The sequence below is a fragment of the Mycolicibacterium helvum genome (genome assembly GCF_010731895.1).
GTDB classification, from domain to species: domain Bacteria; phylum Actinomycetota; class Actinomycetes; order Mycobacteriales; family Mycobacteriaceae; genus Mycobacterium; species Mycobacterium helvum.
The window spans coordinates 4763838-4787524 of the sequence record NZ_AP022596.1 but is presented as its reverse complement, the minus strand read 5'-3'; the positions used below and the strand labels follow the sequence as shown (position 1 = coordinate 4787524).

The window sequence follows — 23687 nt, the reverse complement described above, 5'->3', positions numbered from 1 at the left end:
GCTAGCTCCTGATTGTCCGAAGTGGCTGTGGCAGTGCGCGTTTTGACTTGTACGGACCGAGGATGGCGGCACCGAAGGGCTTGGTCAGCACCTGACGGGCGATGGCGTTGACCTCGTCCAGGGTCACATCGTCGATGCGCTGCAGTGTGGTGGAGATGCTGCGGTATTCGCCGTAGTTGAGCTCGCTGCGGCCCAGCCGATGCATCCGCGACGCGGAATCCTCCAGTCCGAGCACCAAACCGCCGCGGATCGATCCCTTGGCGATCCGGCATTCCGATTCGGTGATGCCGTCGCGCGCGACATCGTCGAGAACTTGGGTGGTCAACCGCACCACCTCGTCGAAGCGCTCCGGCAGGCAGGCCGCATACACCGACAATGCCCCGGTGTCGGAGAACGTGTCAACCGACGAGAACACCGAGTAGGCCAGGCCTCGGCTTTCCCGAATCTGTTGGAAAAGGCGCGAACTCAGGCCACCGCCCAATGCGGTGTTGAGCACTGACAGGGCCCAACGATGCGGCCAGTGCCGACCAGGCACCCGCACGCCCAGCGATAGGTGGGTTTGCTCGGCGTCCCGGTTGATCAGCGCCAGACTGGGCTGGCCGGCCAGCCGGCCGGTACCTTTGCGCGGCGGCTGCGGCGTGCGGCCCTTCACCAGGCGGCCGGCGAAGTGCTTGCGCACCAGCCGAAGCACTTCGTTGTGGTCGATGTTGCCGGCCACCGCCACCACCATCCGCTCCGGGGTATAGCGGCGGACGTGGAAGGAATGCAGCTGCGAGCGGGTCATCCCGGACACCGAGTCGACGCTGCCGATCACCGGCCGTCCGACGGGGTGGTCGCCGAACATGGCTGTCAGAAAGACGTCTCCGAGCGCATCTTCGGGGTCGTCGTCGCGCATCGCGATCTCTTCGAGGACGACGTCACGCTCGAGCTCAACATCGCGCGACGCGCACACACCGTTCAGCACCACGTCGGCGACCAGATCGACGGCCAACTCCAGGTCGTCGTCCAAAACGTGGGCGTAGTAGCAGGTGTGTTCCTTGGCGGTGAACGCGTTCAGCTCACCACCGACGGCATCGACCGACTGCGCGATCTCCACAGCCGTACGGGTCGGAGTCGCCTTGAACAGCAGGTGTTCCAGGAAGTGCGCGGCGCCGGCGACTGTCGGACCTTCGTCGCGCGAACCGACATCGACCCAGACACCGACCGAGGCCGAGCGTACCGACGGCACGAACTCGGTAACGACGCGCAGGCCGCCGGGAAGTACGGTGCGCCGCACCGCAACCGGCGCCTCAGTGTCGAGGCGCCGGCCGCGGCGAAGTGCAGAACCCAACCCCGAGTCGCTGCGCTCCTGGCCGCCGGACTTAGGCGTCGGCGGTCGCGGCATCGGCATCAACAGGAGCCGGTGCTTCTTCGGACGCGCCTGCCCCATCTTCGTCCACCAGCACCAGCGAGATCTTGCCGCGGTTGTCGATGTCTGCGATCTCCACCCGGAGCTTGTCGCCGACCTTCACGACATCCTCGACCTTGTTGATCCGCTTGCCGCGGCCCAGCTTCGAGATGTGCACCAGGCCGTCACGACCGGGCAATAGGGAAACGAAAGCTCCAAAGTCAGTGGTTTTCACCACTGTTCCGAGGAACCGCTCGCCGACCTTGGGCAGCTGCGGGTTGGCGATCGCGTTGATCCGGTCGATCGCCGCCTGAGCCGACGGGCCGTCGGTGGCACCGACGAACACCGTGCCGTCGTCCTCGATCGAGATCGATGCGCCGGTCTCCTCCGTGATCGCATTGATCATCTTGCCCTTGGGCCCGATGACCTCGCCGATCTTGTCGATCGGGATCTTGATGGCGGTGACGCGCGGGGCGTACGGGCTCATCTCGTCCGGAGCGTCGATGGCTTCGGCCATCACCTCGAGGATGGTCAGGCGCGCATCCTTGGCTTGAGCAAGAGCGCCTGCCAGGACCTGGGAGGGAATCCCGTCCAGCTTGGTGTCCAGCTGGAGTGCGGTGACGAATTCCTTGGTGCCGGCGCACTTGAAGTCCATGTCGCCGAAGGCATCCTCGGCGCCGAGGATATCGGTCAGCGTGACGAAGCGACGCTCGCCATCGACATCGTCGGACACCAGGCCCATCGCGATACCGGCGACCGGGGCCTTCAGCGGCACACCGGCGTTCAGCAGCGACAGGGTGGACGCGCACACCGAGCCCATCGAGGTGGAACCGTTGGAGCTCAACGCTTCCGACACCTGACGGATCGCGTACGGGAATTCCTCGACACTCGGCAGCACCGGCATCAGCGCACGCTCGGCGAGTGCACCGTGGCCGATCTCGCGGCGCTTGGGCGAGCCGACGCGACCGGTTTCACCGGTCGAATACGGCGGGAAGTTGTAGTGGTGCATGTAGCGCTTGGAGGTTTCCGGTCCCAGCGAGTCGATCTGCTGGGCCATCTTGACCATGTCCAACGTGGTGACACCCATGATCTGGGTTTCGCCCCGCTCGAACAGTGCGCTGCCGTGTGCCCGCGGGATGATCGCGACCTCGGCCGAGAGGGCACGGATGTCGGTGACGCCGCGGCCGTCGATGCGGAAGTGATCGGTCAGGATGCGCTGGCGCACAAGCTTCTTGGTCAGCGAGCGGTAGGCTGCGCCGATCTCCTTCTCGCGCCCGGCGAACGTCTCGCCGAGCTCTCCGAGGACCTCGTTCTTGATCTCATCGGTGCGCTCGTCGCGCTCGTGCTTACCGGCGATGGTGAGCGCCTGCGCCAGCGAATCGCCGGCCGTGTGAGCGACGGCCGCATACACGTCGTCCTGGTAATCGGGGAACAGCGGGTAGTCGGCGACCGGCTTGGCCGCCTTGTCCGCCAATGCCTTCTGCGCATCGCACAGCGCGGCGATGAACGGCTTGGCCGCCTCGAGTCCCTCGGCCACCACGGCCTCGGTCGGTGCACCGGCACCGCCGGCGATGAGCTCGATGACATTGTCGGTGGCCTCGGCCTCGACCATCATGATCGCAACGTCGTCACCGGCCTTACGACCCGCGACGACCATGTCGAACACCGCGCGCTCAAGCTGCTCGACGGTCGGGAAGGCAACCCACTGGCCATCGATCAGGGCGACGCGCACGCCGCCGACCGGGCCGGAGAACGGCAGACCGGAAATCTGGGTGGAGGCCGACGCGGCGTTGATCGCCAGCACGTCGTACAGATCCTTGGGATCCAGGCTCAGGATCGTCACAACGACCTGGATCTCGTTGCGCAGACCCGAGATGAAGGTCGGGCGCAGCGGACGGTCGATCAGACGACAGGTCAGGATCGCATCCGTGGAGGGACGGCCTTCCCTGCGGAAGAACGATCCGGGGATGCGCCCGGCGGCGTACATCCGCTCCTCGACGTCGATGGTCAACGGGAAGAAGTCGAAATGATCTTTGGGGGACTTGCTGGCGGTCGTCGCGCTCAGCAGCATGGTCTCGTCGTCGAGGTAGGCGACGACGGCTCCAGCGGCTTGCTGGGCGAGCCGGCCGGTCTCGAAACGGATGGTGCGGGTGCCGAAGCTCCCGTTGTCAATGACGGCGGTCGATTCGAAGACGCCTTCGTCGATTTCAGCTACAGACATAGATGCCCGTTCAGCCTTTCTGAGTTCACTGTTCAACTGTTTCGCGTCGTCACAGGTGAACTCAGGTAGCCCTGAGCACTACGAGGCTTGGGCCTGGATGCGGCTACGGCCGTCGATCGAAGCGGCCGGGCTCTCCCCAGTTCTTTGGGGCCCGGCAGCCACTACCGAAGACCGCCCGCGCAGGGAAGCTTCGCTATGACACGCAGGAACGGGACACGCGGATATGCATGAACCGCACCCGATGTTCGAGCCGGAAAACGGCTCACAACGGCCCCTATGTTACACGGCGGGTTGGGCCGCTCAGCGGCGCAGACCCAGCCGCTCGATCAGCGAGCGGTAGCGCGCGACATCGAGGTCAGCGACGTACTTGAGCAGCCGGCGGCGACGGCCGACCAGCAACAGCAACCCACGCCGCGAGTGGTGATCGTGCTTATGCTGCTTGAGGTGCTCGGTGAGGTCGGAGATGCGCTTGGTCAGCATCGCCACCTGCGCCTCGGGAGAACCGGTGTCGGTCTCGTGCAGACCGTACTGGCCCAGGATTTCTTTTTTCTGCTCGGCGGTCAGCGCCACGAAAACATCTCCATCACATCGGTACCGCGTACAAAATCACGCACGTGGCCACCGCGGACTGCAGCGCACGCCAGGGTGGCCACTTTAGCAGCGGGTAGGCCGTGAATCGAAATCGCGACAGGTCAACCCCTTGACAACATACAACCGAATGGTTGTATGTTGAATCGGTGACCGTAGACCAGGAGGATCGAACGGACGCCCTGTTCCATGCGCTCGCCGACCGGACCAGGCGCGACATCATGCGCCGGGCACTGACCGGCGAGCACTCGGTTTCCGCCCTGGCGACCAACTACGACATGAGCTTCGCCGCCGTGCAGAAGCATGTGGCCGTGCTGGAAAAAGCCGGCCTGATCACCAAGCGACGCAATGGTCGCGAGCAGTTGGCCTGCGGCGAGGTGACGGCCGTGCGGTCGGTGGCCGCCATGCTCAGCGAGCTGGAACTCCTTTGGCGGAGTCGCATCGCCCGTATCGACGCACTCATCGCAACCGAGAAGAAGTCGGAAATCTAAGGAGTACTGAACAATGCCCGTGACCGACGTCGCGCACGACATCGAGAACCTGACCCTGACCATCACCGCCGAGTTCGCCGCTCCGGTGCAGCGCATCTGGCAGATCTACGCCGACCCGCGGCAACTGGAGAAGGTGTGGGGACCGCCGACGTACCCGGCCACCGTGGTCGATCACAGCCTCACGCCCGGGAGTCGCACCACGTATTTCATGACCGGCCCCGAGGGCGACAAGCACGCCGGATATTGGGACATCACGGCCGTCGACGAGCCGACGAGCTTTGCCTTCCTCGACGGCTTCGCCGACGCCGATTTGAACCCGAACCCCGACATGCCGGTCTCGGAGAACACCTACACCTTCACCGAGCTGGGCGGCGGCACCCGCGCGGTTTACGTCGCCAAGTTCGCCACCGCCGAAGGCCTTCAGCAGGTGCTGGACATGGGTGTGGTGGAGGGCTCCACGTCGGCGATCAACCAGATCGACGACCTGATCGCGTCCTGACTCTCGCCTCAGTCCTGCGCGGACAGGATCGCGCGGGCCTTCTCGGTGTCCTTGCCCATCGCCTCGACCAGGTCGTGCACCGAATCGAATCTGAGCTGGCCGCGCAGCCGGGCGACGAAGTCCACCGCGACGTGTTGGCCATAGAGGTCGGCGGCGGTGTCCAGGACGAAAGCCTCCACCGTGCGAGTGCGCCCGGAGAACGTCGGATTGGTGCCGACCGAGACCGCAGCCTGATACCGCTCCCCCGGGACCACCGAGCCGGTAACCGGCCCGTGGCCCAGCACGGTGAACCACGCGGCGTAGACGCCGTCGGCCGGGATCGCGGAGTACATCGGCGGAGCGACGTTGGCGGTCGGGAAGCCCAGCCCTCGTCCACGTCCGTCGCCCCGCACCACGACGCCTTCGACACGGTGCGGCCGACCCAGCGCCTCGGCCGCGGTCACCACGTCCCCGGCATCGACACAGGAGCGGATGTAAGTCGACGAGAAGGTGACCGTCTCGCTCTGATGGTGTTCGGCGACCAGCGACATGCTCTCGACGGCGAAGCCGAACCGGTCACCGGCCTTCCGCAGCGTGCCGACGTTGCCGGCCGCCTTTTTGCCGAAGGTGAAGTTGTCGCCGACGATCACCTCAACCACGTGCAGCCGCTCCACCAGCAGTTCGTGGATGTAGCGGTCCGGCGTGAGCTTCATGAAATCGGTGGTGAAGGGCACGACCAGAAAGACGTCGATACCCAGCTCCTCGGCCAGTTCAGCACGCCGAGCCAGCGTCGTCAGCTGCGCCGGGTGGCTCCCCGGGAACACCACTTCCATCGGATGTGGGTCGAACGTCATCAGCACCACCGGCACACCACGCGTCCGGCCCGCCTTCACGGCGCGAGCGATCAGTTCGGCGTGCCCTCGATGCACACCGTCGAATACGCCGATGGTCACCACACATCGGCCCCAGTCCGAGGGGATCTCGTCCTGTCCGCGCCACCGCTCCACGTCGGCAAGCCTACGGCGCGCTGGCGCGGCGAGACACGCTAGATCTCCAGATCAGGTGATGAATGCCTAAACTTTTGGATGTGAGTCCTGACGGCAGCCCCAACCAAGGGGTCCACGACCTGACGACGGTCGCCCAGGACTACCTCAAAACCATCTGGAGCGCCCAGGAGTGGTCGCAGGAGAAGGTGAGCACCAAGCTGCTGGCCGAGCGCATCGGGGTATCGGCCAGCACCGCCTCGGAATCAATCCGCAGGCTCGCCGATCAGGGCCTAGTGGACCACGAGAAGTACGGCGCGGTGACGCTGACCGAACGGGGCCGCCACGCCGCGCTTGCGGTGGTCCGCCGGCACCGCCTGCTGGAGACCTTCCTGATGCGCGAACTCGGCTACAGCTGGGACGAAGTACACGACGAGGCCGAGATCCTCGAGCACGCGATCAGCGACATGATGCTCGATCGCATCGACGCCAAGCTTGGCCATCCGACGCGCGACCCCCATGGCGATCCCATCCCGTCCGCCGACGGGCTGGTCCCCACTCCCCCCGCCCGCCAGCTATCAGCCTGTGTCGACGGTGAACTCGGCACGGTGGCACGGATTTCCGACGCCGACCCCGAGATGCTGCGGTATTTCGACACCGTTGGCATCAGCCTGGACTCCCGCCTTCGAGTGCTCGCCCGGCGCGACTTCGCCGGTGTGATCTCCGTGTCGGTCGAGTCATCCGATGGCGCAGCAAACACCGTCGAACTGGGCAGCCCTGCGGCCCAGGCGATCTGGGTCGTCGGCTAGGAGCCGAGAGTCGCGGGGCGGATCACCACCACGGATTTGGTCCGGCCGCCCTTGTCCTCCAGGAGCGCGATGACCCGTCCGTCGGGATCGGTCGCGGCATAGAGACCGTCGATCCCTGCCGCGGTCAGGGGCCGGCCGTGGCTGGCGTCCTCGGCTTCAGCGCAGGTGATGTCGCGGCGCGAGAACGCCAGCAGGCATGCCTCGTCGAGGGAGTAACTGAGTCGCGGATGTTCGGCGAGTTCGTCCAACGACCGGGCATGGTCGAGCCCGTAGCCGCCGACCCGGGTACGGCGCAATGCGGTCAGGTGCCCCCCGACGCCGAGTCCGTCACCGAGATCGCGCGCCAGCGCCCGGATATAGGTGCCCGACGAGCAGTCCACCTCGACATCCACATCGATGAAGGGCCCGTCGCGCCGGATAGCGCACACATCGAATCGGTCGATGCGAACCGAGCGCGCGGCCAACTGCACATCCTGGCCTTCGCGCACCAACTGGTAGGCCCGCTTGCCGTCGATTTTGACTGCGCTGACCGACGACGGCCGCTGCGCGATCTCACCGCGCAGCTTCGCGATCCCTGCCTGAATCTGCTCGTCAGCCACCTGTTCAGCGGAAATATCCTGCAGCACTTCGCCTTCAGCGTCCTCGGTGGAGGTAGATCGACCCAGCCGGATGGTCGCCGCGTACGACTTCGACGTGGCCGTCAGCAGGCCGAGGATCTTGGTAGCCCGCTCGATGCCGACGACCAATACGCCGGTAGCCATCGGATCCAGCGTGCCCGCGTGGCCGACCTTGCGGGTGCCGAAGATCCGCCGGCAGCGGCCGACCACATCATGGCTCGTCATACCCGCCGGTTTGTCCACGACGACGATGCCCGGCAGTGGTGGCGCGCTCACAGCACAATCGCCGTCAGCGCCAGCCCAGCGCCCACCGACCAGCGGCCAGCCAGCTCATTCAGCGGCGGGCCGAAACGGGCGGCCGGGTCGATCAGGATCCGCGACACGAACGTTCCGGCGACCCCGGACGCGTCGACATCGAAGGTGATGTGGGCGTCTTCGAAACCCAACCAGCGCTGCGCCAGCGGGAACCACGCCTTGTAGGTTGCTTCCTTGGCGCAGAACAGGATCCGGTCCCAGTGCAGCCCACCGGGCAGGCCGGAGATCTCATACCGCTCGGCGGGCAGGCTGATCGCGTTCAGCACCCCGTCCGGCAACACGCCGTGCGGCTCGGCGTCGATGCCCACCGAACGGACGCTCGCGCTGCGGCCGACCACCGCGCCGCGATATCCCTGCGTGTGGGTGAGGCTGCCCACCACCCCGTCGGGCCAGCACGGTTCGCCCGTCTCGCCCTTGAGGATCGGCACCGGCGGCAAACCCAGTTGCTGCAGTGCCAGGCGTGCGCAGTGCCGGACGGTGATGAACTCGTTGCGTCGCTTGTCCACCGATTTCGCGATCAGCGGCTCTTCCTCCGGCAGCGGAGTCAGACCCGGCGGATCCTCGAATGCCTCGGCGTAGACCAGGTCGGCGATTTTCGGCAGCACCGCGGCCATGAGCTCGCTCATTCGCGTCGACTGCGCAGTCGCTCGCGCAACTTCTCCGACTGCTCTTTCATCTCTTGGGTGATGACAAAGTGCCCGCCGAAATCGTTGAGATAGCCCGGCGCGTACTGCGGGTCCGGCAGGATCTGGCGCAACCACCGATAAGGCTTGCGGCGCCGCCACTCTCGCGGATAGCCAACGGACACCTCCTCGAAGCGCACCCCGTCATACCAGGTGGTCCGGGGAATATGCAGGTGCCCGTAGACCGAGCAGAGCGCGTTGTAGCGGGTGTGCCAGTCGGCGGTCGCAGTCGTCCCGCACCACAGCGAGAACTCCGGGAAGAACAGCACATCGCAGGGTTCACGGCGCAACGGAAAATGGTTCACCAGCACCGTCGGCGTCATCCAGTCGAGTTCCTCGAGCCGGGCCCTGGTGTGCGACAGCCGATCCCGGCACCACGCATCGCGGGTGGCGTACGGCTCACTGGACAGCAGGAACTCGTCAGTCGCCACAATATTGCGTTCCCTGGCGATCGCCAGACCCTCGGCCTTGGTGGTCGCACCGGCCGGCAGGAACGTGTAGTCGTAGAGCAGGAACATCGGCACGATGGTCGCCGGCCCGCCCTGCCCGGTCCACAGCGGGAAGGGATGCTCGGGGGTGACGATGCCCATCTCGTCGCACATGTCGACCAGGTAGTCGTAGCGGGCGCGGCCGAACACCTGGGCCGGGTCCTTACCGGTGGTCCACAGCTCGTGGTTGCCAGGCACCCAGATCACCTTGGCGAAACGGCGACGCAGCAGATCCAGCGACCAGCGGATGTCGTCGGTGCGCTCGGCGACGTCGCCGGCAACGATCAGCCAGTCCTCCGGCGACGATGGGTAGAGCGATTCGGTGACCGGCTTATTGCCGGCGTGACCCGTGTGCAGGTCACTGATCGCCCAAAGCGTAGGTGCCACAACACGCCAGACTACTTGCGTGTGGCCGGTTAGACTGCCAGCGGTCGGGGCTGACCGCAGAGAGGGACAGACATGGCCGCCGCGGTACAGCTGCGCTCCACCACGCCGTACGACAAGTTCTGAGTGGCGTGCACAACCGTCGGACCCAGCGATTCATCGACCGCACTCTTTCGGGCTACCTGCGGATAGCGGCACCGACCACCGATTACGCCGTCCACCGCGGCGTGGGCATCCCGATGCGCGACGGCGCCGTCCTGCGCGCCACCCACTACGCGCCCATCGTCGACGCCCCACTCGGCACCATCCTGGTCCGCTGCCCCTACGGCCGCTCCGTCCCGTTCTCACTGATCTACGCCCGGCTCTACGCGGCGCGCGGCTATCACGTGCTGCTGCAGAGCGTGCGCGGCACATTCGGGTCGGGCGGCGACTTCGTTCCGATGGTCCACGAGGCCGACGATGCCGCCGACACGGTGGTGTGGCTACGCGAACAGCCGTGGTTCACCGGCAAGTTCGCCACCATCGGGCTGTCCTACCTGGGCTTCACCCAGTGGGCCTTGCTGTCCGATCCGCCGCCCGAGCTGGCCGCCGCGGTAGTTACCGTCGGCCCGCACGACTTCCACGCCTCGTCGTGGGGCACCGGCTCGTTCTCGCTGAACGACTTCCTGAGCTGGTCGGACTCGATAGCCCACCGGGACGAGGCGATAACGCGGCGGCTGGCGTTCCAGAACCGCGCAGCGCGCCGACTGGAAAGCGCCATGCTCGGGCTGCCGCTAGGTCGGGCGGGTCGTGATCTGCTGGGCTCACATTCACCGTGGTACGAGTCGTGGATCGAGCATCCGAGCGGCGACGACCCGTTCTGGGAGACCATGCGGATGACGGCCGCACTAGACCGCTGCGACGTCCCGGTGCTGCTGATCAGCGGCTGGCAAGACCTGTTCCTCGATCAAACCCTCGTGCAATACCGCCACCTGCGCGACCGTGGTGTCGACGTCGCGCTGACAGTCGGGCCGTGGGCGCACAGCGACATGATCAAGAAGGCCGGCGGCACCGCTGCCGCACAGACCCTGGACTGGCTCGGCACCCACATGGCCGGCATTCCCACCGAGGCCAGACGCAGGCCGGTGCGGGTCTACGTCGCCCATCACGGCTGGATCGATCTGCCGGATTGGCCACCGGCCACCGGCGACGGCGTGCTGTACCTGCAGCCGACGGGCCGGCTGACCGCGGCCGCGCCACCGCCGAATGCCGCGCCGTCCACCTTTCGCTACGACCCCGCCGATCCGACCCCGACGCTGGGCGGCCGGCTGTTGACCCGAGACGCCGGCTACCAGGACGACTCCACATTGGCCCGGCGCGCGGACGTGCTGAGCTTCACCAGCGGCCCGTTGGACGCCGACCTGTACGTGTTCGGCAACCCGGTCGTCGAACTGGCCCATGAGGCCGATATCGACCACGTCGACCTGTTCGTGCGCGTCAGCGAGGTAGATGCCCGCGGGCACTCCCGCAATGTCAGCGACGGCTACCGCCGGCTGAGTGCGCCTGAGCAGGGCCCGATCCGCATCGAGCTCGACGCCATCGCCCACCGCTTCCGCGCCGGGACCCACGTTCGGGTGCTGATCGCCGGCGGATCGCATCCCCGGTATGCCCGCAATCTCGGTACCGGTGAGCCCGTCCTCACCGGGCAGCGGATGGTTCCGGCGGTGCACACCGTGCACCACGGGGCCGGCGGGGTGTCCGCGCTGATCCTGCCGGCGTCGACCGGCCTGCCATCACGCGACGGCGGCGCTGACCCGGTCGGCGATCGCTGCCAAGGCTCCAGGGTCGTGCACCGATTGCCCCAGTTCGGCCGTCGCCGGTAACTGCACCCAACTGGTGCAGCCGCCGTACCGCGGATCGCGCGTCAGCGTGATCGGCGCGACCAGCGGGGCGGCCTGCACCACCAGCACGGTGAGCAGGTGGCGGGGCCGAAAGTCCAGCCGGTCGGCCCGCACCGACTCAGCGGTCCAGATGTGCAGATCTTCGATGCCAGACAACCCATCGGGGTTCGATACCGCCACGGCGGCAACGACTTTCGCTGCACCCCGGATCACGAGGCGGTCCTCTGCACTGTCGGCCGCGGAAACGGCGAGCAGGTCACGATGCTCTGGACGCACCCGATCGGCGTGGCTGTGCGCGACCGTCGGGAACAACAGGAACTCCTGTGCAGCGACGGCGAACCGCTTCTCGTGGATACCGCCCTTGCGCAGCAGTACGGTCTGCCGGCCGTCGAGCAGGGCGTGAACCGCCGCGCTCCACTCCTTGAGGGCCGTGGTGGTCAATTCGCCCCAAGCCGGGCAATGACCTCAGGCCGGCGCAGCGGCGGAATGGTCTTCGGCGGCTGGCGCCGGGCGGGCAGCTCGGACAACAGGCGTGCGGTGGTGGCCGCGACCTCGGCGACCGCGATCTCGAACGCCTCGGCGACGGCATCGGAGGGCCGGGTGATCCCGCTGACCTTGCGGACGTACTGGCGGGCGGCTGCGGCGATCTCATCGGCGGTGGCCGCCGGTTCCAGGCCGCGCAACTCGGTGATGTTTCGGCACATGAGCTCCAGCATGCCCGCCGTTGGGGCCGAGTTCACCGCGGGATCGTTGATCGGATTGATATCCGGCACCCATCTGACTCACAAGTTCCCCGCCTAGCGTTGGCCACCAAGCCGTCGAATTCGCGTGACAAGACGGGACGAGAAGGGTGCGAAATGGCTGCGGGACTCGCACCGGCCCGACCGAGTAAACGGACTCCTGGCCGGCCGCGCGGTTCGAACACCGACGCACGGCGCGAGATGATCATCTGCGCAGCAGTGCGCGTGTTCGCCTACCGTGGGTACGACGCCGCCACCTTGCAGGAAGTCGCGGATCTCGTTGGTATCACCCGGCCCGCGGTCCACCACTACTTTCCTGGCAAGGCGCCGCTCTTTCGAGCGGCGCTGGATCGCGCCCACGACACCGTCATGACCCCGACAGCGGCGCACCCACTGGAGAGGTTCACCGCGCCTGCGCATGGCGAGTCGCGCTTGGCGTGTGCGTTATTGGGTACCTCACTGGCGCAATCGCATCGGATCGCCGAAATCGCGCCCCGGATCACCAGTGTCTCAGCCGATCTGCGTCACCTGTGCGGGGAAGCGATAGGCGCGCAGGACGAACAGCGGGCCGAGCTTCTGGTCGCGGTGATCGTCGGACGATGGGTCATGACCGCGTGCGACCTCACGTGGTTGGACATCGAGACGGGTTTAGATCCGCTCTGAGCACAATCCCAGCCTCCCAATCGGCACGGTGCCATCAGATGGATGTGTCGCGGGGGTAGATTTATTGCGGCTCACGTGTGGGCGGGTCACGCATGTGTTGGGATCCATGCGGCAAGAGGTTGGAGGTCCGGGTTGCGAATGCAACGACTGGGACGAACCTGCTCGGCCCTGGCCCTGCTGATCGGTGCCACCGTCGTGCCGGGCTGCGGCGGTCCTACCAATCTGACCCAGGTGGCCAATGATCTTCAGACCGCTCTGATGTCAATGCCCGGGGTCGCCGACGCGTGGGTCTTCCACGACGAGACCTACGCCGAGGGTTTCACCTTCAACGTCGCGGTCGACGCGCCAACCGCAACGCGATCCGAGCTGATCGCGATCGCCGACCGGATTGCCGACGTGCGGATCAGCCTGATCGCGAACTACACCCAAAATGTCGAGCTGTGGGTGACGCCCGACAAGCCCGTGACAATCAGGCGCAACTCACACCTCGACTCCGCGCAGATGGCCGACGACGCCGAACGGCTCCGGGTGATCGCCGAGGGCACCGATGGCCGGATCGACTGGTTCCGCGGTGACGACGGCGCCGCCAATCAACTGTCGGTCACCGAGAGCCACACGCCGGGAGCCGCTCTCCTCGACGCTGTAGGGCGAACAGCCGGCGCCACCGGGCTCACCATGTCCGTGTCACCGGCGTCGCCCTCGCCCCGAACCCCACGGATGAGCGTCTCCTTCCCGCTGCGCGCCCAAAGCCAGACCTCGGTCGAGCAGTTCCTCGACAGCGTCGGTGTCGATGTGTTCGGGCTGCGAATCGCTGACGACGGCGTGAGCGCCCTGCAAGCCCTGGTCCCCGCCGATCCCGCCGCGGCCGAGCAGGAATTGTCCACTGTCATCGAGGCGAGTAAGCCCGTCGCAACGAGCCCGATGTGGTTGGCCTGGTACACCCCGAGTGCGGTCGGTGGCGTACCCATGTTCGGCGGTGTCGTGAAGATCGGTGATTGTTCGGCCCCCGCAGCGCAGATTCGGCAGGCAGCACTCCAGACAGGTCACAACAACATCTCCACACTGCAGGCGCGCCTGCAGTCCACGCTCGATAACTGCACCACGCCCGAGGCCACGCACACCGAGTGGACCCCAGCTCCACCTCTCCCGCTCTCCACCTCTCCCACAACCACTTTGGACCAGAGCCGCGCCACGGACGGCGTGCCGACTACCGGTACCGCCACCACTGTCGAGCGCCTGACACCGGTATCGACGGGCAACGCGACACGCAGCACCCCCGCCGTCAGCCCAGTTCGCCTGCCGTTGCCAGCTCGATCCCCGGGGATGGTCCCCAGCCCGGCCGCCGGCCTGGATCCGTTCGGGCCGCCGCCTGGATCCGCTCAGGCAGCCGGCCCCAACGGTCCGCCCCAGCCCCCGGCTGCGCCACACCGCTCGACGAGCCGGACGGCACGCTCGACCCGTTAGCGGTGCCGTTACGGTGTCCCTATGACCGGCGACGACATTCTCCTCATCGACACCACCGACCGCGTCCGCACGGTGACGCTGAATCGGCCCGGCGCCCGCAACGCGCTGTCGAGCGCGCTGCGCAGCCGATTCTTCAGTGCGCTGCGCGAGGCCGACGCCGACGAGAACGTTGACGTCATCATCGTCACCGGTGCCGACCCGGTGTTCTGCGCGGGGCTTGACCTCAAGGAGCTCGGCGACACCACCGAACTTCCCGATATCTCACCGAAGTGGCCGCCGATGACCAAGCCCGTCATCGGGGCGATCAACGGCGCCGCGGTCACCGGCGGGCTGGAGTTGGCGCTGTACTGCGACATCCTCATCGCCTCCGAACACGCCCGCTTCGCCGATACCCACGCCCGGGTCGGGCTGCTGCCGACCTGGGGCCTGAGCGTGCGGCTGCCGCAGAAGGTCGGCGTCGGCATGGCCCGGCGGATGAGCCTGACCGGTGACTACCTGTCCGCCGACGAGGCCCTGCGGGCCGGCCTGGTCACCCAGGTCGTCGCGCACGACGAGCTGCTGCCGGCCGCCCGGGCGGTGGCCGCCTCGATCGTCGGGAACAACCAGAAGGCCGTGCGCGCGCTGCTGGCCTCCTACCACCGCATTGACTCCGACCAGACCGATTCCGGGCTGTGGATCGAAGCGATGTCGGCCCGCGCCTGGATGGCGCAGACCTCTGGGGACGATATCGCCGCCAGCCGCGCCTCGGTGATCGAGCGCGGCCGCACTCAGGTGAACTAGCCTCGCCTCAGACAGCTTTCGCGCTGTCGATGAGACTCTTCCACTTCGCCAGTGTGCCGGCGTCCTTGGCGATGATGTTGCCGATCTGCAGCTGACGAAGCGTCACCCCCGCCAAGGTGTAGCTGCTGTTGTTGCCGACGATGCTGATCACGGTCGAGCCGGACGTGTCCGATACGTCGAACTCGGCCGCCTGCATCCAGACGAAGTCCAGGGTGTCTTTGGCGGGATCGAAGGTCAGCACCGGGTTGGCGCCCCAGGCCCAGCCGATGGTGGTGGTCGTGCCACCGGTCACCGGAGTTCCACCAGCACCGCCGCTTCCGCCGGCGTTGGTGTAGTCGACGACGTTGATCGTGCCGTAGTCGTTGAAGACATTACTGAAGGAGCCAACCGGATCACTCAACCCCGATGCGCCGGTCGTGGACTGCCCCAGCGTGCCCGGAGTGTCGCGAAGGACCTGCCACATCGACAGCATGCCGATACCCTTGGTACGGGCGAAGTCCTCCAGCGCCTGCGCGTCGGCGACGGTGAACACCTCGGTGAGCACGTCGTTGACGCCGAGCATCGGGGTCACGCCGATCTGGCTCCAGCTGAACGTCTTTGAGCGTGCGGTGTACAGCGCCGAGACCTGGGTGTAGGTCGATTCGGCGGCCTCGATCGCGTAGGCGCCCATCGTCTTCGCGTTCGGTCCGCTGGTAGGCGCGGCGGATTCGCCGTAGTCCATCGCCATCACGTTGACGCCGGCAAGATTCACCCCGGCCGCCAGGGCCGAATCCACAACGTTGAGACCGTCGGCGGTGAGCCCGGTGGGTAACACCGGCAGCGTGTACCAGATCTGCACCTCGGGCTTGGCCTTCTGCAGCAGCGCGAGGGCTTGGGCATTGAGGGTGACCGATGCTGGGTCGGCCACCGCGGCGCCCTCGATATCGAAATCGAGGTGGGTGACGCCGTAGGTATCGACGACGGCAGCGTAGGCGTCGGCCAATTCCTGGGCGCTGCGGCCGTTTCCGGCGTAGTACTGCGCGATACTGGTGCCGGCCGCACCGCCGAACGAGATCATCACGTCGCCGCCGGCCGCCTTGAAGGTGGCGATCGAGGAGTTGATCGCTATCGCCTGTTCGTTGGTCGAATTCGGCTCCAGCGCAGCCAATCCTGCCCAGGCCAGGTTGCCGTTGGCGTCCGCCTGCATAAAGCCCAGCGTCACCAGCGAGGTGCCGTAGGTCTTGGACAGCGCCAGCAGGTTCGGTACGGGGTATGCGCCCATATCGATGTAGGGCGCGAAGAAACTCTTGCCCCACTGCGCGGTTCCGCCGGGCGTTGTGGCGGTGGCGTCATCGTTGGTGATCGTGCCCGTGGCGGTGGCCCGGCCGATGGTGGCGCCGCTGGGATTGGACAGCACAACGGTGAAGGTTTCGTCCAGCTCGACGGTGGCGTCACCGAGGACGTTGATGGTGATCACCTGCGACACCGAACCGGGGGCGAATGTCACCGTGCCCGCGCTGGCCCGGTAATCCTGGCCGGCCGTCGCCGATCCGTCCGCTGTCGTGTAGCTCACCGTCACCGGCTTGGTGCTCGACTTGGACAGGGTCACGGTGAACGCGGCATCGTTGGCCCCACTGTTGCCCTCGACCAGGCTGGTGTCGGTGATCGAGACGCTGGGAACGGCCGTCGGCGGACGCAGGAAGGACTCGATCTCACGCCGGATCAGCGCCAGCATGCCGGTCAGCAGTTGCACCGGTGACGGCGGCAGGCCCTTGATCCCGAACAGCGAGAAGAAGCCCGAGACGATGTCGGCCGGGCTGAGCGCGGCAGTCGCGGTCAGGCGGGCCGGGGCTGCCAGCGCCTTTGGCACCGACCCGACTGCCCGCTCGGATGTGCCCGACACCTGTTCCGCGGCAGCCGATTCTGCCGCCGCACTCTTCGCGTCGGAGCTGACCGGCTTACCCGAATCCGGTGCTGTGACGGGCCGGGAGTCGGCAGTGGCGGAAACCTGCGTGCCGGGGCGGCTCACCGAAGCGGGCCGAGCCGGCGATGGCGTACGGGTGGACTTCCTGGGTACGTCGGCCTTGCCGCCGGACGGGTCCTGCGCCGCCCGGCGCGAGACGCCCACCGACGACTTCGACGGCTTCGACGGCTGCGACGCCGAGCCGCCGTCGGGGGTGTCAGCTACCGCGATACCGGGGCTGGCGATGGCCGCCAAACCCATGCCCATCGCAAACGCAGCCGAGCCGACACGTAGCCCAAATGCTGTTGAAATCACGACTCCCCCGTACCTGGACGCTCGGTCAGCAACGTTCAGTATTAGCGCATGGTCGGGGCGCGGGGAAGCTACTCAGCTAAATTTCAGTTTGTGTCGCACAGGACGTCACATACAACCCCGTCGACCCGGCCGGGCTCGCGGACCGGCTCACCGCGCCGGATGTGTCGACGTCGACGTGCGCACCAACGACTTCGGCTGGGCGGCCATCGGCCGCCGCTAGGCAGTACCCGGCACCAGCCAGCGGCCCGAGAATGCCCGCCAACCAACAAAGACCAGCCGCAGCACCATGAACGTGCTCAGGCCCGACCAGATACCGAGCAGGCCCCAGCCGAACACCAGCGATAACCAAATCAGCGGCAGGAAGCCGATCAGCGCGCTGGCCAACGTCGCAGTGCGCATGAACGCGGCGTCACCCGCGCCCAGCAGCACACCGTCCAGGGCGAACACGATGCCGGCGATCGGCAACTGCGCCACCATGAACCACCACGGCACCCCGATCGCGGCGAGAACCGAACGATCGTCGGTGAACCACGACGGCAGCACCGACGCACCGACCGCGAACACGAACGCCAGCACCCCGGCAGCGATCGTCGAGAACACCGTCACCCGCCACGCCACCGACTTCGCATGGGCGGTCCGGCCCGCGCCGAGCGCAGCACCGACCAGCGACTGCGCGGCGATCGCAAGCGAATCCAGCACCAGGGCAAGGAAATTCCACAACTGCAGCACCACCTGATGCGCGGCCAGCGCGGCCGCACCGAAGCGCGCGGCGACCGCGGCCGCCGAGACGAAGCAAGCCTGAAACGCCAGGGTCCGCACCATCAGATCGCGACCCATCACCACCTGCGCCCGTAGCACCGAGGTGTCCGGGCGCAGCGGTACCTTCTCGACCAGCAGTGCGCGACAAAACAGCACAGCGGCCAGCCACTGGCCCACCAGGTTGGCGATCGCCGAGCCGGCCAGCTCCAACCGGGGCAGGCCCAGCCAGCCGTACACCAGCAGCGGACACAGCACCGCCGAGACCCCGAACCCCACCAGCACATAGCGAAGCGGCCGCATGGTGTCCTGCACACCGCGCATCCAGCCGTTGCCGGCCGCCGAGATCAGGATCGCCGGCACCCCGAAGATCGCGATGCGCACCCACGGCATCGAGGTGGCGGCGATGTCCCCGCCGCCGGATTTGCTTCCCGCAATCGCCGATACCAGTGGGACAGCGCATACCTGCACGGCAGTCACGATCACCGCGCCCATTCCCAGCGCCAGCCAGGTGGCCTGCACCCCTTCGCCGATCGCCGCGACCCGATTGCCCGCGCCGTAGAAGCGCGCCGATCGCGCCGTCGTGCCGTAGGACAGGAACGTGAGTTGCGCGCTGACCACCGACAGAATCAACCCGCCGATCGCCAGGCCCGCCAGGCTCAGCGCACCGAGGCGCCCGACGATCGCGAGGTCGAACAACAGGTAGATCGGCTCGGCGGCCAGCACACCCAGGGCAGGAAAGGCCAGCGCCGCGATGCGCCGGCCGGTGACAGCTTCGTCGACCGAATCAGTCAAGGGCGGCGGACAGCTGCTTCACGACGTCGTCGATCGGTCCGGCTGCGGAATACCCGGCGGCCAGCGTGTGCCCGCCGCCGCCGAATCCGCTGGCGACCTTGGCCAGGTCGTAGCTCTTGGCCCGCATCGACACCGACCAGTGCTGCGGCTCGATCTCCTTGAAGACCGCCGCGACCTCGGCCTCATGGGTGGTGCGCACGATGTCGACGATGCTCTCGACCTCTTCGGACCGGTTCGTCATCCAGTCCTCGTGAGCCACCACCGCATAGACCAGCCCGCGCCCATCGGCCGCCTCGGGCACCAGCTGAGCGCTGGACAACACTCGGGCGAGCAGCGGCAGCCAGACGAACGGATGGGTGTCGAACAGCTCCCGACTGATCGCGGCGTTGTCCACACCCAGGTCCACCAGCCGCGCCGCCAGCCGCAGTGCCCGCGACGACGCCCACCGGAACGACCCGGTGTCAATCGTCAACCCGGCATACAGGCAGGTGGCGACGTCACGGTCAATCGTCTTCTCCCACGCGTCCAGCAGTTCGGCGACCACCATGGTCGTCGAATCCGCCCGCGCATCAACAAGATTCACGCTGCCGAACAGAGTGTTCGACTTGTGGTGGTCGATGACCAAGACCTCACGCCCTGGCGGGGTCAGTTCGGCCAGCGCACCCAGGCGGTTGATACTCGGCGCGTCGACAGTGACCACCAGATCGGCGTCGCGGCGCATCTCCGCCGGCGCGACCAGCAGGTGGCCGCCCGGCAGCATGTGCAACGACTCCGGCAGGTTCGACGGTGTGGCGAAACTGACCTGAACGTCGATGCCGTCGCGCTCGAAGATCAGCGCCAGGGCCAGACCGGCACCGATGCTGTCGGCGTCGGGGTGGACGTGGCAGATCACGCTGACCGAACCGGCGCCACTCAGGACCTCGACGGCGCCGACCGCATCCACCCGCCTGCCGAGGCGGGTGATCTCAGTCGTCGAATCGATCGCGGTCACCGGTGTCCTGGTCGTCCTGCGCTAAGGCTCCATCATTTCCCGGGTCGCTGCGCTCGTGCCCACCGGCCCCCTCTTCTCCTACCACACGGTACGGCTGCGCGTCTCCCGCAGGAGTGGCACCGGCCCGAATCCGCGCCACATCGGCGTCGGCGGCGCGAGCTTTGGCGAGCAGCTCCTCCATCTTCTGGGCGGTGTCGGGCACCTTGTCCAGAACGAACGCCAACGTCGGCGTGAACCGCACACCGGTGCCAGCACCGACCTTGGAGCGCAGCGTGCCTTTGGCGCGTTCAAGCGCCGCGGCCGCACCCGCATAGTCCGGCTCGTCGTCGAGGGTGTTGCCGCGCACCGTGTAGTACACGGTGGCGTCGTGAAGGTCACCGGTCACCTTGGTGTCGGTGACCGTCACGAACGCCAACGGCGGATCCTTGATCTCGAACTCGATCGCCGACGCGACGATCGTGGCGATGCGCTTGGAGAGCCTGCGAGCCCTACCTACATCAACCATTTACGGCCGCCCCGCTCCGCCATCGGTCTTCTTCGCTCCGCTCATCAACTCCGCCTGTCGGTCTTCTTCGCTGCGCTCATCAGACGCGTTCTTTTTCAACAAGCTCGTACGTCTCGATGACATCGCCTTCCTTGATGTCGGAGTACGTCAGCGTCAGACCGCATTCGTAACCCTCGCGCACCTCGGTGGCATCGTCCTTCTCCCGCTTGAGCGACGAGATCGTGACCGTCTCCGCGACGACGATGTTGTCGCGGAGCAGACGCGCCTTCGCGTTGCGGCGCATGAGACCGGAGGTGACGAGGCAGCCGGCGATGTTGCCGACCTTCGACGACCGGAAGATCGCCCGGATCTCGGCACGGCCGAGTTCCTTCTCCTCGTAGACCGGCTTGAGCATGCCCTTGAGCGCGCTCTGGATCTCATCGATGGCCTGGTAGATCACCGAGTAGTACCGGATGTCCACGCCCTCACGGTTGGCCAGCTCGGTGGCCTTGCCCTCGGAGCGCACGTTGAAGCCGATGATGATGGCATTCGACGCCGACGCCAGGTTGACGTTGGTCTCGGTGACACCACCGACGCCACGGTCGATGACGCGCAGTTCGACCTCGTCGCCGATCTCGATACCCAGCAGGGCCTCTTCCAGCGCCTCCACGGTGCCGGAGTTGTCGCCCTTGAGGATCAGGTTCAGCTGCGACGTCTCCTTCAGCGCAGCATCCAGATCGTCGAGGCTGATGCGCTTACGACTGCGTGCGGCCAGCGCATTGCGCTTGCGCGCACTGCGGCGGTCGGCGATCTGCCGGGCGATGCGGTCCTCGTCGACGACGAGCAGGTTGTCACCAGCGCCGGGCACCGACGTGAAGCCGATGACCTGGACAGGCCGCGAAGGCAGTGCCTCGTGGATGTCCTCGCCGTGCTCGTCGACCATGCGGCGCACACGTCCATAGGCGTCGCCGGCCACGATCGAGTCGCCGACCCGCAGCGTGCCGCGCTGGATGAGCACGGTCGCCACCGGACCGCGACCGCGGTCCAGGTGCGCTTCGATGGCCACACCCTGGGCTTCCATATCGGGGTTGGCCCGCAGATCCAGCGAGGCGTCGGCGGTCAACAGCACCGCCTCTTCGAGCGCCTGGATGTTGGTGCCGTTCTTGGCCGAGATGTCGACGAACATGGTGTCGCCGCCGTATTCCTCGGCCACCAGGTTGTACTCGGTGAGCTGCGCCCGGATCTTGGCCGGGTCGGCGCCCTCCTTGTCGATCTTGTTGACCGCCACCACGATCGGCACATCGGCCGCCTGTGCGTGGTTGATCGCCTCCACCGTCTGCGGCATCACACCGTCGTCGGCGGCGACCACCAGGATCGCGATATCGGTGGCCTTCGCACCACGGGCACGCATGGCGGTGAACGCCTCGTGACCGGGGGTGTCGATGAAGGTGATGAGGCGCTCGACGCCGTCATGCTCGACGGTGACCTGGTAGGCACCGATGTGCTGGGTGATGCCGCCGGCCTCGCCCTCGCGGACCGTGGCGTTGCGGATCGTGTCCAGCAGTCGGGTCTTGCCGTGGTCGACGTGACCCATGACGGTGACCACCGGTGGACGGAACTCGAGATCCTCCTCGCCGCCCTCGTCCTCGCCATAGGTGAGGTCGAACGACTGCAGCAGCTCGCGGTCCTCGTCCTCCGGCGACACGACCTGCACGACGTAGTTCATCTCGCTGCCCAGCAGCTCGAGCGTCTCGTCACCCACCGATTGAGTCGCGGTCACCATCTCGCCGAGGTTGAACAGCGCCTGGACCAGTGCGGCCGGGTTGGCGTCGATCTTCTCGGCGAAATCGGACAGCGACGCACCTCGGGCCAGCCGGATGGTCTCGCCGTTGCCGTGCGGCAACCGAACCCCGCCGACGACCGGCGCCTGCATGCTCTCGTACTCGGCGCGTTTTGCGCGCTTCGACTTGCGGCCACGACGCGGGGCACCGCCAGGACGGCCGAACGCACCGGCCGCGCCACCGCGCTGACCGGGACGGCCACCGCCGCCACCACCGGGACCGCCACCACCGGGGCGACCACGGAAACCTCCAGCGGCAGCTCCACCGGCACCACCGGCGCCACCGGCGCCGCCGGGGCGGTAGTTACCACCGCCACCACCACCGGGACGACCACCGCCACCGGGGCCGCCACCGGGCCGAGGCCCGCCGCCGGGACGCGGAGCACCTGGACGACCGGGCGCACCGGGACGCGCGCCGGGCGGACGCGGCGGCATGTTGCCGGGAGTGGCACCGCCGGGACGCGGGCCACCCGGGCCGGGGCGTGGGCCACCGGGACCGCCGGGGCCGCCGGGGCCGGGCCGCGGGCCCTGGGGCCGTGGCGCCGGGCGCTCGACCGGCTGGGCCGAGGAGAACGGATTGTTGCCGACGCGCGGCGGGCGGGGCATACCAGGCTTGGGCGCGGCGGGTCCCGGACGGGGACCCGGCGTCGGCGAGGGACCGGCAGGGGCCGGGGCCGGTGCCGGGGCCGGTGCTGCCGCGGAGGCCGCAGGAGCAGGCGGGGCCGCCGGCGCTGGCGGGGGCGGCGGAGGCGCCGCCGGAGCGGGGGCCGCCGGCTTGGGGGCCGCGGGCGCCGGGGGCGCGGTCGCAACAGCGCCGTCGGACACGGGCGCCGGCTTGGGCGCTCCGTTTCCGGCGGCACTGGCCGGTGCGGGTTTAGCTGGGGCTTTGTCGGGCTTGCCGCCGCCGAATGATTCGCGCAAGCGGCGCGCAACCGGGGCTTCCACCGTCGACGACGCGGATTTAACGAATTCGCCCTGATCGCTCAGCCGGGCGAGAACTTCTTTACTACTGACACCGAGTTCCTTGGCTAACTCGTGTACGCGGGCCTTACCTGGTGCTGCCACTACATCTCCTACTCAGAGAGGCGACAGCGGTGGTAGGCCGCGCCTCGGGTTTAGCTTTGACGCATGGTCATCGTCGGGACTTCACGGTGTGCTCATGTTCTTCGCTGCCTGTTCTCTTGCCGGGCTGGTCGAGCGGGTCAGTGCCTGTTGGGCTCTGACCTCCTCGACCACCGCGGAGGTGTCCGGTGAACCGGTGATGCGCAACGCTCGCCCGAAAGCTCGCCGCCGAATCGCTGCCTCAAGGCACCGCTCAGTGGGATGCAGCCACGCACCCCGACCCGGGAGGTTACCGGCTTGGTCAACGGTTACGGAGCATTCACCGTTCCCGTGCCGCACCGCCACCACTCGGAGGAGATCGACGGCCAACTCTCGCTTCCGGCACCCGACACATGTCCGCACCGGTCCTTCGGTACGGCGATGCGGTCTCTCGGGAGCAGGAGTCTCGCGCTGGATCACGGGATAGTCTACCGTCATCGCGCCACAGCTAAGAACCACCCTTGGCTGGCCCAATCCCGGCTGGGTTCCGGG

At 67.3% G+C, this 23687-nt stretch carries 22 protein-coding genes; 7 read left to right on the top strand and 15 right to left on the bottom strand.

What is annotated here, in order from left to right:
• Position 1: 1 nt before the first annotated feature.
• From G6N38_RS22460 to rpsO, 3 genes are all read right to left on the bottom strand, one after another.
• Positions 2 to 1384: a M16 family metallopeptidase gene (locus G6N38_RS22460; protein ID WP_407662797.1), complete on the bottom strand. Its 1383-nt coding sequence runs from the start codon at positions 1382 to 1384 to the stop codon at positions 2 to 4.
• Positions 1362 to 3608 carry a polyribonucleotide nucleotidyltransferase gene (locus G6N38_RS22455; RefSeq protein ID WP_163750200.1) on the bottom strand — a complete coding sequence of 749 codons (2247 nt, stop codon included), beginning with the start codon at positions 3606 to 3608 and terminating at the stop codon, positions 1362 to 1364. Before G6N38_RS22455 ends, G6N38_RS22460 begins: the two co-directional genes overlap by 23 nt.
• Positions 3609 to 3908: 300 nt before the next feature.
• Positions 3909 to 4178 (bottom strand): 30S ribosomal protein S15, encoded by a 270-nt coding sequence (rpsO, locus tag G6N38_RS22450; RefSeq protein ID WP_149437669.1) that lies wholly within the window; start codon positions 4176 to 4178, stop codon positions 3909 to 3911.
• Positions 4179 to 4345: 167 nt separating this feature from the next.
• Here rpsO and G6N38_RS22445 point away from each other — a divergent pair, with 167 nt between their 5' ends.
• Together G6N38_RS22445 and G6N38_RS22440 are read left to right on the top strand one after the other, a co-directional pair.
• Complete coding sequence (locus G6N38_RS22445) at positions 4346 to 4687, top strand: ArsR/SmtB family transcription factor (RefSeq protein ID WP_163750199.1); 342 nt, start codon at positions 4346 to 4348, stop codon at positions 4685 to 4687.
• 13 nt (positions 4688 to 4700) lie between these two features.
• Complete coding sequence (locus G6N38_RS22440; RefSeq protein WP_163750198.1) at positions 4701 to 5186, top strand: SRPBCC family protein; 486 nt, start codon at positions 4701 to 4703, stop codon at positions 5184 to 5186.
• Between the two features lie 8 nt (positions 5187 to 5194).
• Here G6N38_RS22440 and G6N38_RS22435 read toward each other — a convergent pair whose 3' ends face one another.
• The gene (locus G6N38_RS22435) at positions 5195 to 6172 is read right to left on the bottom strand and encodes a bifunctional riboflavin kinase/FAD synthetase (protein ID WP_163750197.1); all 978 of its coding nucleotides are present in this window, start codon (positions 6170 to 6172) and stop codon (positions 5195 to 5197) included.
• Between the two features lie 62 nt (positions 6173 to 6234).
• Between G6N38_RS22435 and mntR the strand changes: the two genes are divergently transcribed.
• On the top strand, positions 6235 to 6957 hold the full coding sequence (gene mntR / locus G6N38_RS22430) for a manganese-binding transcriptional regulator MntR (protein ID WP_163750196.1): 723 nt from the start codon (positions 6235 to 6237) through the stop codon (positions 6955 to 6957).
• Here mntR and truB read toward each other — a convergent pair.
• From truB to G6N38_RS22415, 3 genes are read right to left on the bottom strand one after another with little or no spacing between them, the layout of a single operon-like run.
• Positions 6954 to 7799, bottom strand: coding sequence for a tRNA pseudouridine(55) synthase TruB (gene truB / locus G6N38_RS22425; RefSeq protein ID WP_246228086.1), 846 nt, complete (start codon positions 7797 to 7799; stop codon positions 6954 to 6956). The two genes, mntR and truB, sit on opposite strands and share 4 nt — an antisense overlap.
• A 47-nt stretch (positions 7800 to 7846) precedes the next feature.
• Positions 7847 to 8515, bottom strand: coding sequence for a 4'-phosphopantetheinyl transferase PptT (gene pptT / locus G6N38_RS22420; protein WP_163750194.1), 669 nt, complete (start codon positions 8513 to 8515; stop codon positions 7847 to 7849).
• Positions 8512 to 9447, bottom strand: a complete 936-nt coding sequence (locus G6N38_RS22415) for an ACP phosphodiesterase PptH (RefSeq protein WP_163750193.1) — start codon at positions 9445 to 9447, stop codon at positions 8512 to 8514. The genes pptT and G6N38_RS22415 overlap by 4 nt, the downstream gene beginning before the upstream one ends.
• 128 nt (positions 9448 to 9575) lie before the next feature.
• Here G6N38_RS22415 and G6N38_RS22410 point away from each other — a divergent pair, with 128 nt between their 5' ends.
• Positions 9576 to 11306 (top strand): CocE/NonD family hydrolase, encoded by a 1731-nt coding sequence (locus tag G6N38_RS22410; RefSeq protein WP_246227377.1) that lies wholly within the window; start codon positions 9576 to 9578, stop codon positions 11304 to 11306.
• On the opposite strand, the gene G6N38_RS22405 is transcribed toward G6N38_RS22410, so the two are convergent.
• Together G6N38_RS22405 and G6N38_RS22400 are read right to left on the bottom strand one after the other, a co-directional pair.
• Positions 11217 to 11765: a DUF1802 family protein gene (locus G6N38_RS22405; RefSeq protein WP_163750192.1), complete on the bottom strand. Its 549-nt coding sequence runs from the start codon at positions 11763 to 11765 to the stop codon at positions 11217 to 11219. The two genes, G6N38_RS22410 and G6N38_RS22405, sit on opposite strands and share 90 nt — an antisense overlap.
• Positions 11762 to 12028, bottom strand: coding sequence for a DUF2277 family protein (locus G6N38_RS22400; RefSeq protein ID WP_163752267.1), 267 nt, complete (start codon positions 12026 to 12028; stop codon positions 11762 to 11764). Before G6N38_RS22400 ends, G6N38_RS22405 begins: the two co-directional genes overlap by 4 nt.
• Positions 12029 to 12181: 153 nt before the next feature.
• Here G6N38_RS22400 and G6N38_RS22395 point away from each other — a divergent pair, with 153 nt between their 5' ends.
• The 3 genes from G6N38_RS22395 to G6N38_RS22385 all read left to right on the top strand — a co-directional run bounded on the left by G6N38_RS22395 (position 12182) and on the right by G6N38_RS22385 (position 14971).
• Positions 12182 to 12727 carry a TetR/AcrR family transcriptional regulator gene (locus G6N38_RS22395; RefSeq protein ID WP_163750191.1) on the top strand — a complete coding sequence of 182 codons (546 nt, stop codon included), beginning with the start codon at positions 12182 to 12184 and terminating at the stop codon, positions 12725 to 12727.
• A gap of 138 nt (positions 12728 to 12865) precedes the next feature.
• Positions 12866 to 14191 (top strand): hypothetical protein, encoded by a 1326-nt coding sequence (locus G6N38_RS22390; RefSeq protein ID WP_163750190.1) that lies wholly within the window; start codon positions 12866 to 12868, stop codon positions 14189 to 14191.
• 21 nt (positions 14192 to 14212) lie between these two features.
• Positions 14213 to 14971 carry an enoyl-CoA hydratase gene (locus G6N38_RS22385; protein WP_163750189.1) on the top strand — a complete coding sequence of 253 codons (759 nt, stop codon included), beginning with the start codon at positions 14213 to 14215 and terminating at the stop codon, positions 14969 to 14971.
• A 7-nt stretch (positions 14972 to 14978) separates the two neighbouring features.
• Here G6N38_RS22385 and G6N38_RS22380 read toward each other — a convergent pair whose 3' ends face one another.
• From G6N38_RS22380 to G6N38_RS22355, 6 genes are all read right to left on the bottom strand, one after another.
• Positions 14979 to 17228, bottom strand: a complete 2250-nt coding sequence (locus tag G6N38_RS22380; protein ID WP_246227376.1) for a Calx-beta domain-containing protein — start codon at positions 17226 to 17228, stop codon at positions 14979 to 14981.
• 216 nt (positions 17229 to 17444) lie between these two features.
• On the bottom strand, positions 17445 to 18779 hold the full coding sequence (locus tag G6N38_RS22375) for an MATE family efflux transporter (RefSeq protein WP_163750188.1): 1335 nt from the start codon (positions 18777 to 18779) through the stop codon (positions 17445 to 17447).
• Positions 18772 to 19770 (bottom strand): DHH family phosphoesterase, encoded by a 999-nt coding sequence (locus tag G6N38_RS22370; RefSeq protein WP_163750187.1) that lies wholly within the window; start codon positions 19768 to 19770, stop codon positions 18772 to 18774. Before G6N38_RS22370 ends, G6N38_RS22375 begins: the two co-directional genes overlap by 8 nt.
• Positions 19745 to 20275, bottom strand: coding sequence for a 30S ribosome-binding factor RbfA (gene rbfA, locus G6N38_RS22365; protein WP_163750186.1), 531 nt, complete (start codon positions 20273 to 20275; stop codon positions 19745 to 19747). Before rbfA ends, G6N38_RS22370 begins: the two co-directional genes overlap by 26 nt.
• A 79-nt stretch (positions 20276 to 20354) precedes the next feature.
• Complete coding sequence (infB, locus tag G6N38_RS22360) at positions 20355 to 23159, bottom strand: translation initiation factor IF-2 (RefSeq protein ID WP_163750185.1); 2805 nt, start codon at positions 23157 to 23159, stop codon at positions 20355 to 20357.
• Between the two features lie 81 nt (positions 23160 to 23240).
• A complete protein-coding gene (locus tag G6N38_RS22355; RefSeq protein WP_163750184.1) occupies positions 23241 to 23633 on the bottom strand; it encodes a YlxR family protein in 393 nt (130 codons plus the stop codon).
• Positions 23634 to 23687: the final 54 nt, after the last annotated feature.

Coding starts and splice junctions, on each gene's coding strand:
- G6N38_RS22460 (WP_407662797.1), bottom strand. CDS start 1,384: ATGCCGCGACCGCCGACGCCTAAGTCCGGCGGCCAGGAGCGCAGCGAC.
- G6N38_RS22455 (WP_163750200.1), bottom strand. CDS start 3,608: ATGTCTGTAGCTGAAATCGACGAAGGCGTCTTCGAATCGACCGCCGTC.
- G6N38_RS22440 (WP_163750198.1), top strand. CDS start 4,701: ATGCCCGTGACCGACGTCGCGCACGACATCGAGAACCTGACCCTGACC.
- mntR (WP_163750196.1), top strand. CDS start 6,235: ATGCCTAAACTTTTGGATGTGAGTCCTGACGGCAGCCCCAACCAAGGG.
- truB (WP_246228086.1), bottom strand. CDS start 7,799: ATGACGAGCCATGATGTGGTCGGCCGCTGCCGGCGGATCTTCGGCACC.
- pptT (WP_163750194.1), bottom strand. CDS start 8,515: ATGAGCGAGCTCATGGCCGCGGTGCTGCCGAAAATCGCCGACCTGGTC.
- G6N38_RS22400 (WP_163752267.1), bottom strand. CDS start 12,028: ATGTGCCGAAACATCACCGAGTTGCGCGGCCTGGAACCGGCGGCCACC.
- G6N38_RS22395 (WP_163750191.1), top strand. CDS start 12,182: ATGGCTGCGGGACTCGCACCGGCCCGACCGAGTAAACGGACTCCTGGC.
- G6N38_RS22390 (WP_163750190.1), top strand. CDS start 12,866: ATGCAACGACTGGGACGAACCTGCTCGGCCCTGGCCCTGCTGATCGGT.
- G6N38_RS22385 (WP_163750189.1), top strand. CDS start 14,213: ATGACCGGCGACGACATTCTCCTCATCGACACCACCGACCGCGTCCGC.
- rbfA (WP_163750186.1), bottom strand. CDS start 20,275: ATGGTTGATGTAGGTAGGGCTCGCAGGCTCTCCAAGCGCATCGCCACG.
- G6N38_RS22355 (WP_163750184.1), bottom strand. CDS start 23,633: ATGACGGTAGACTATCCCGTGATCCAGCGCGAGACTCCTGCTCCCGAG.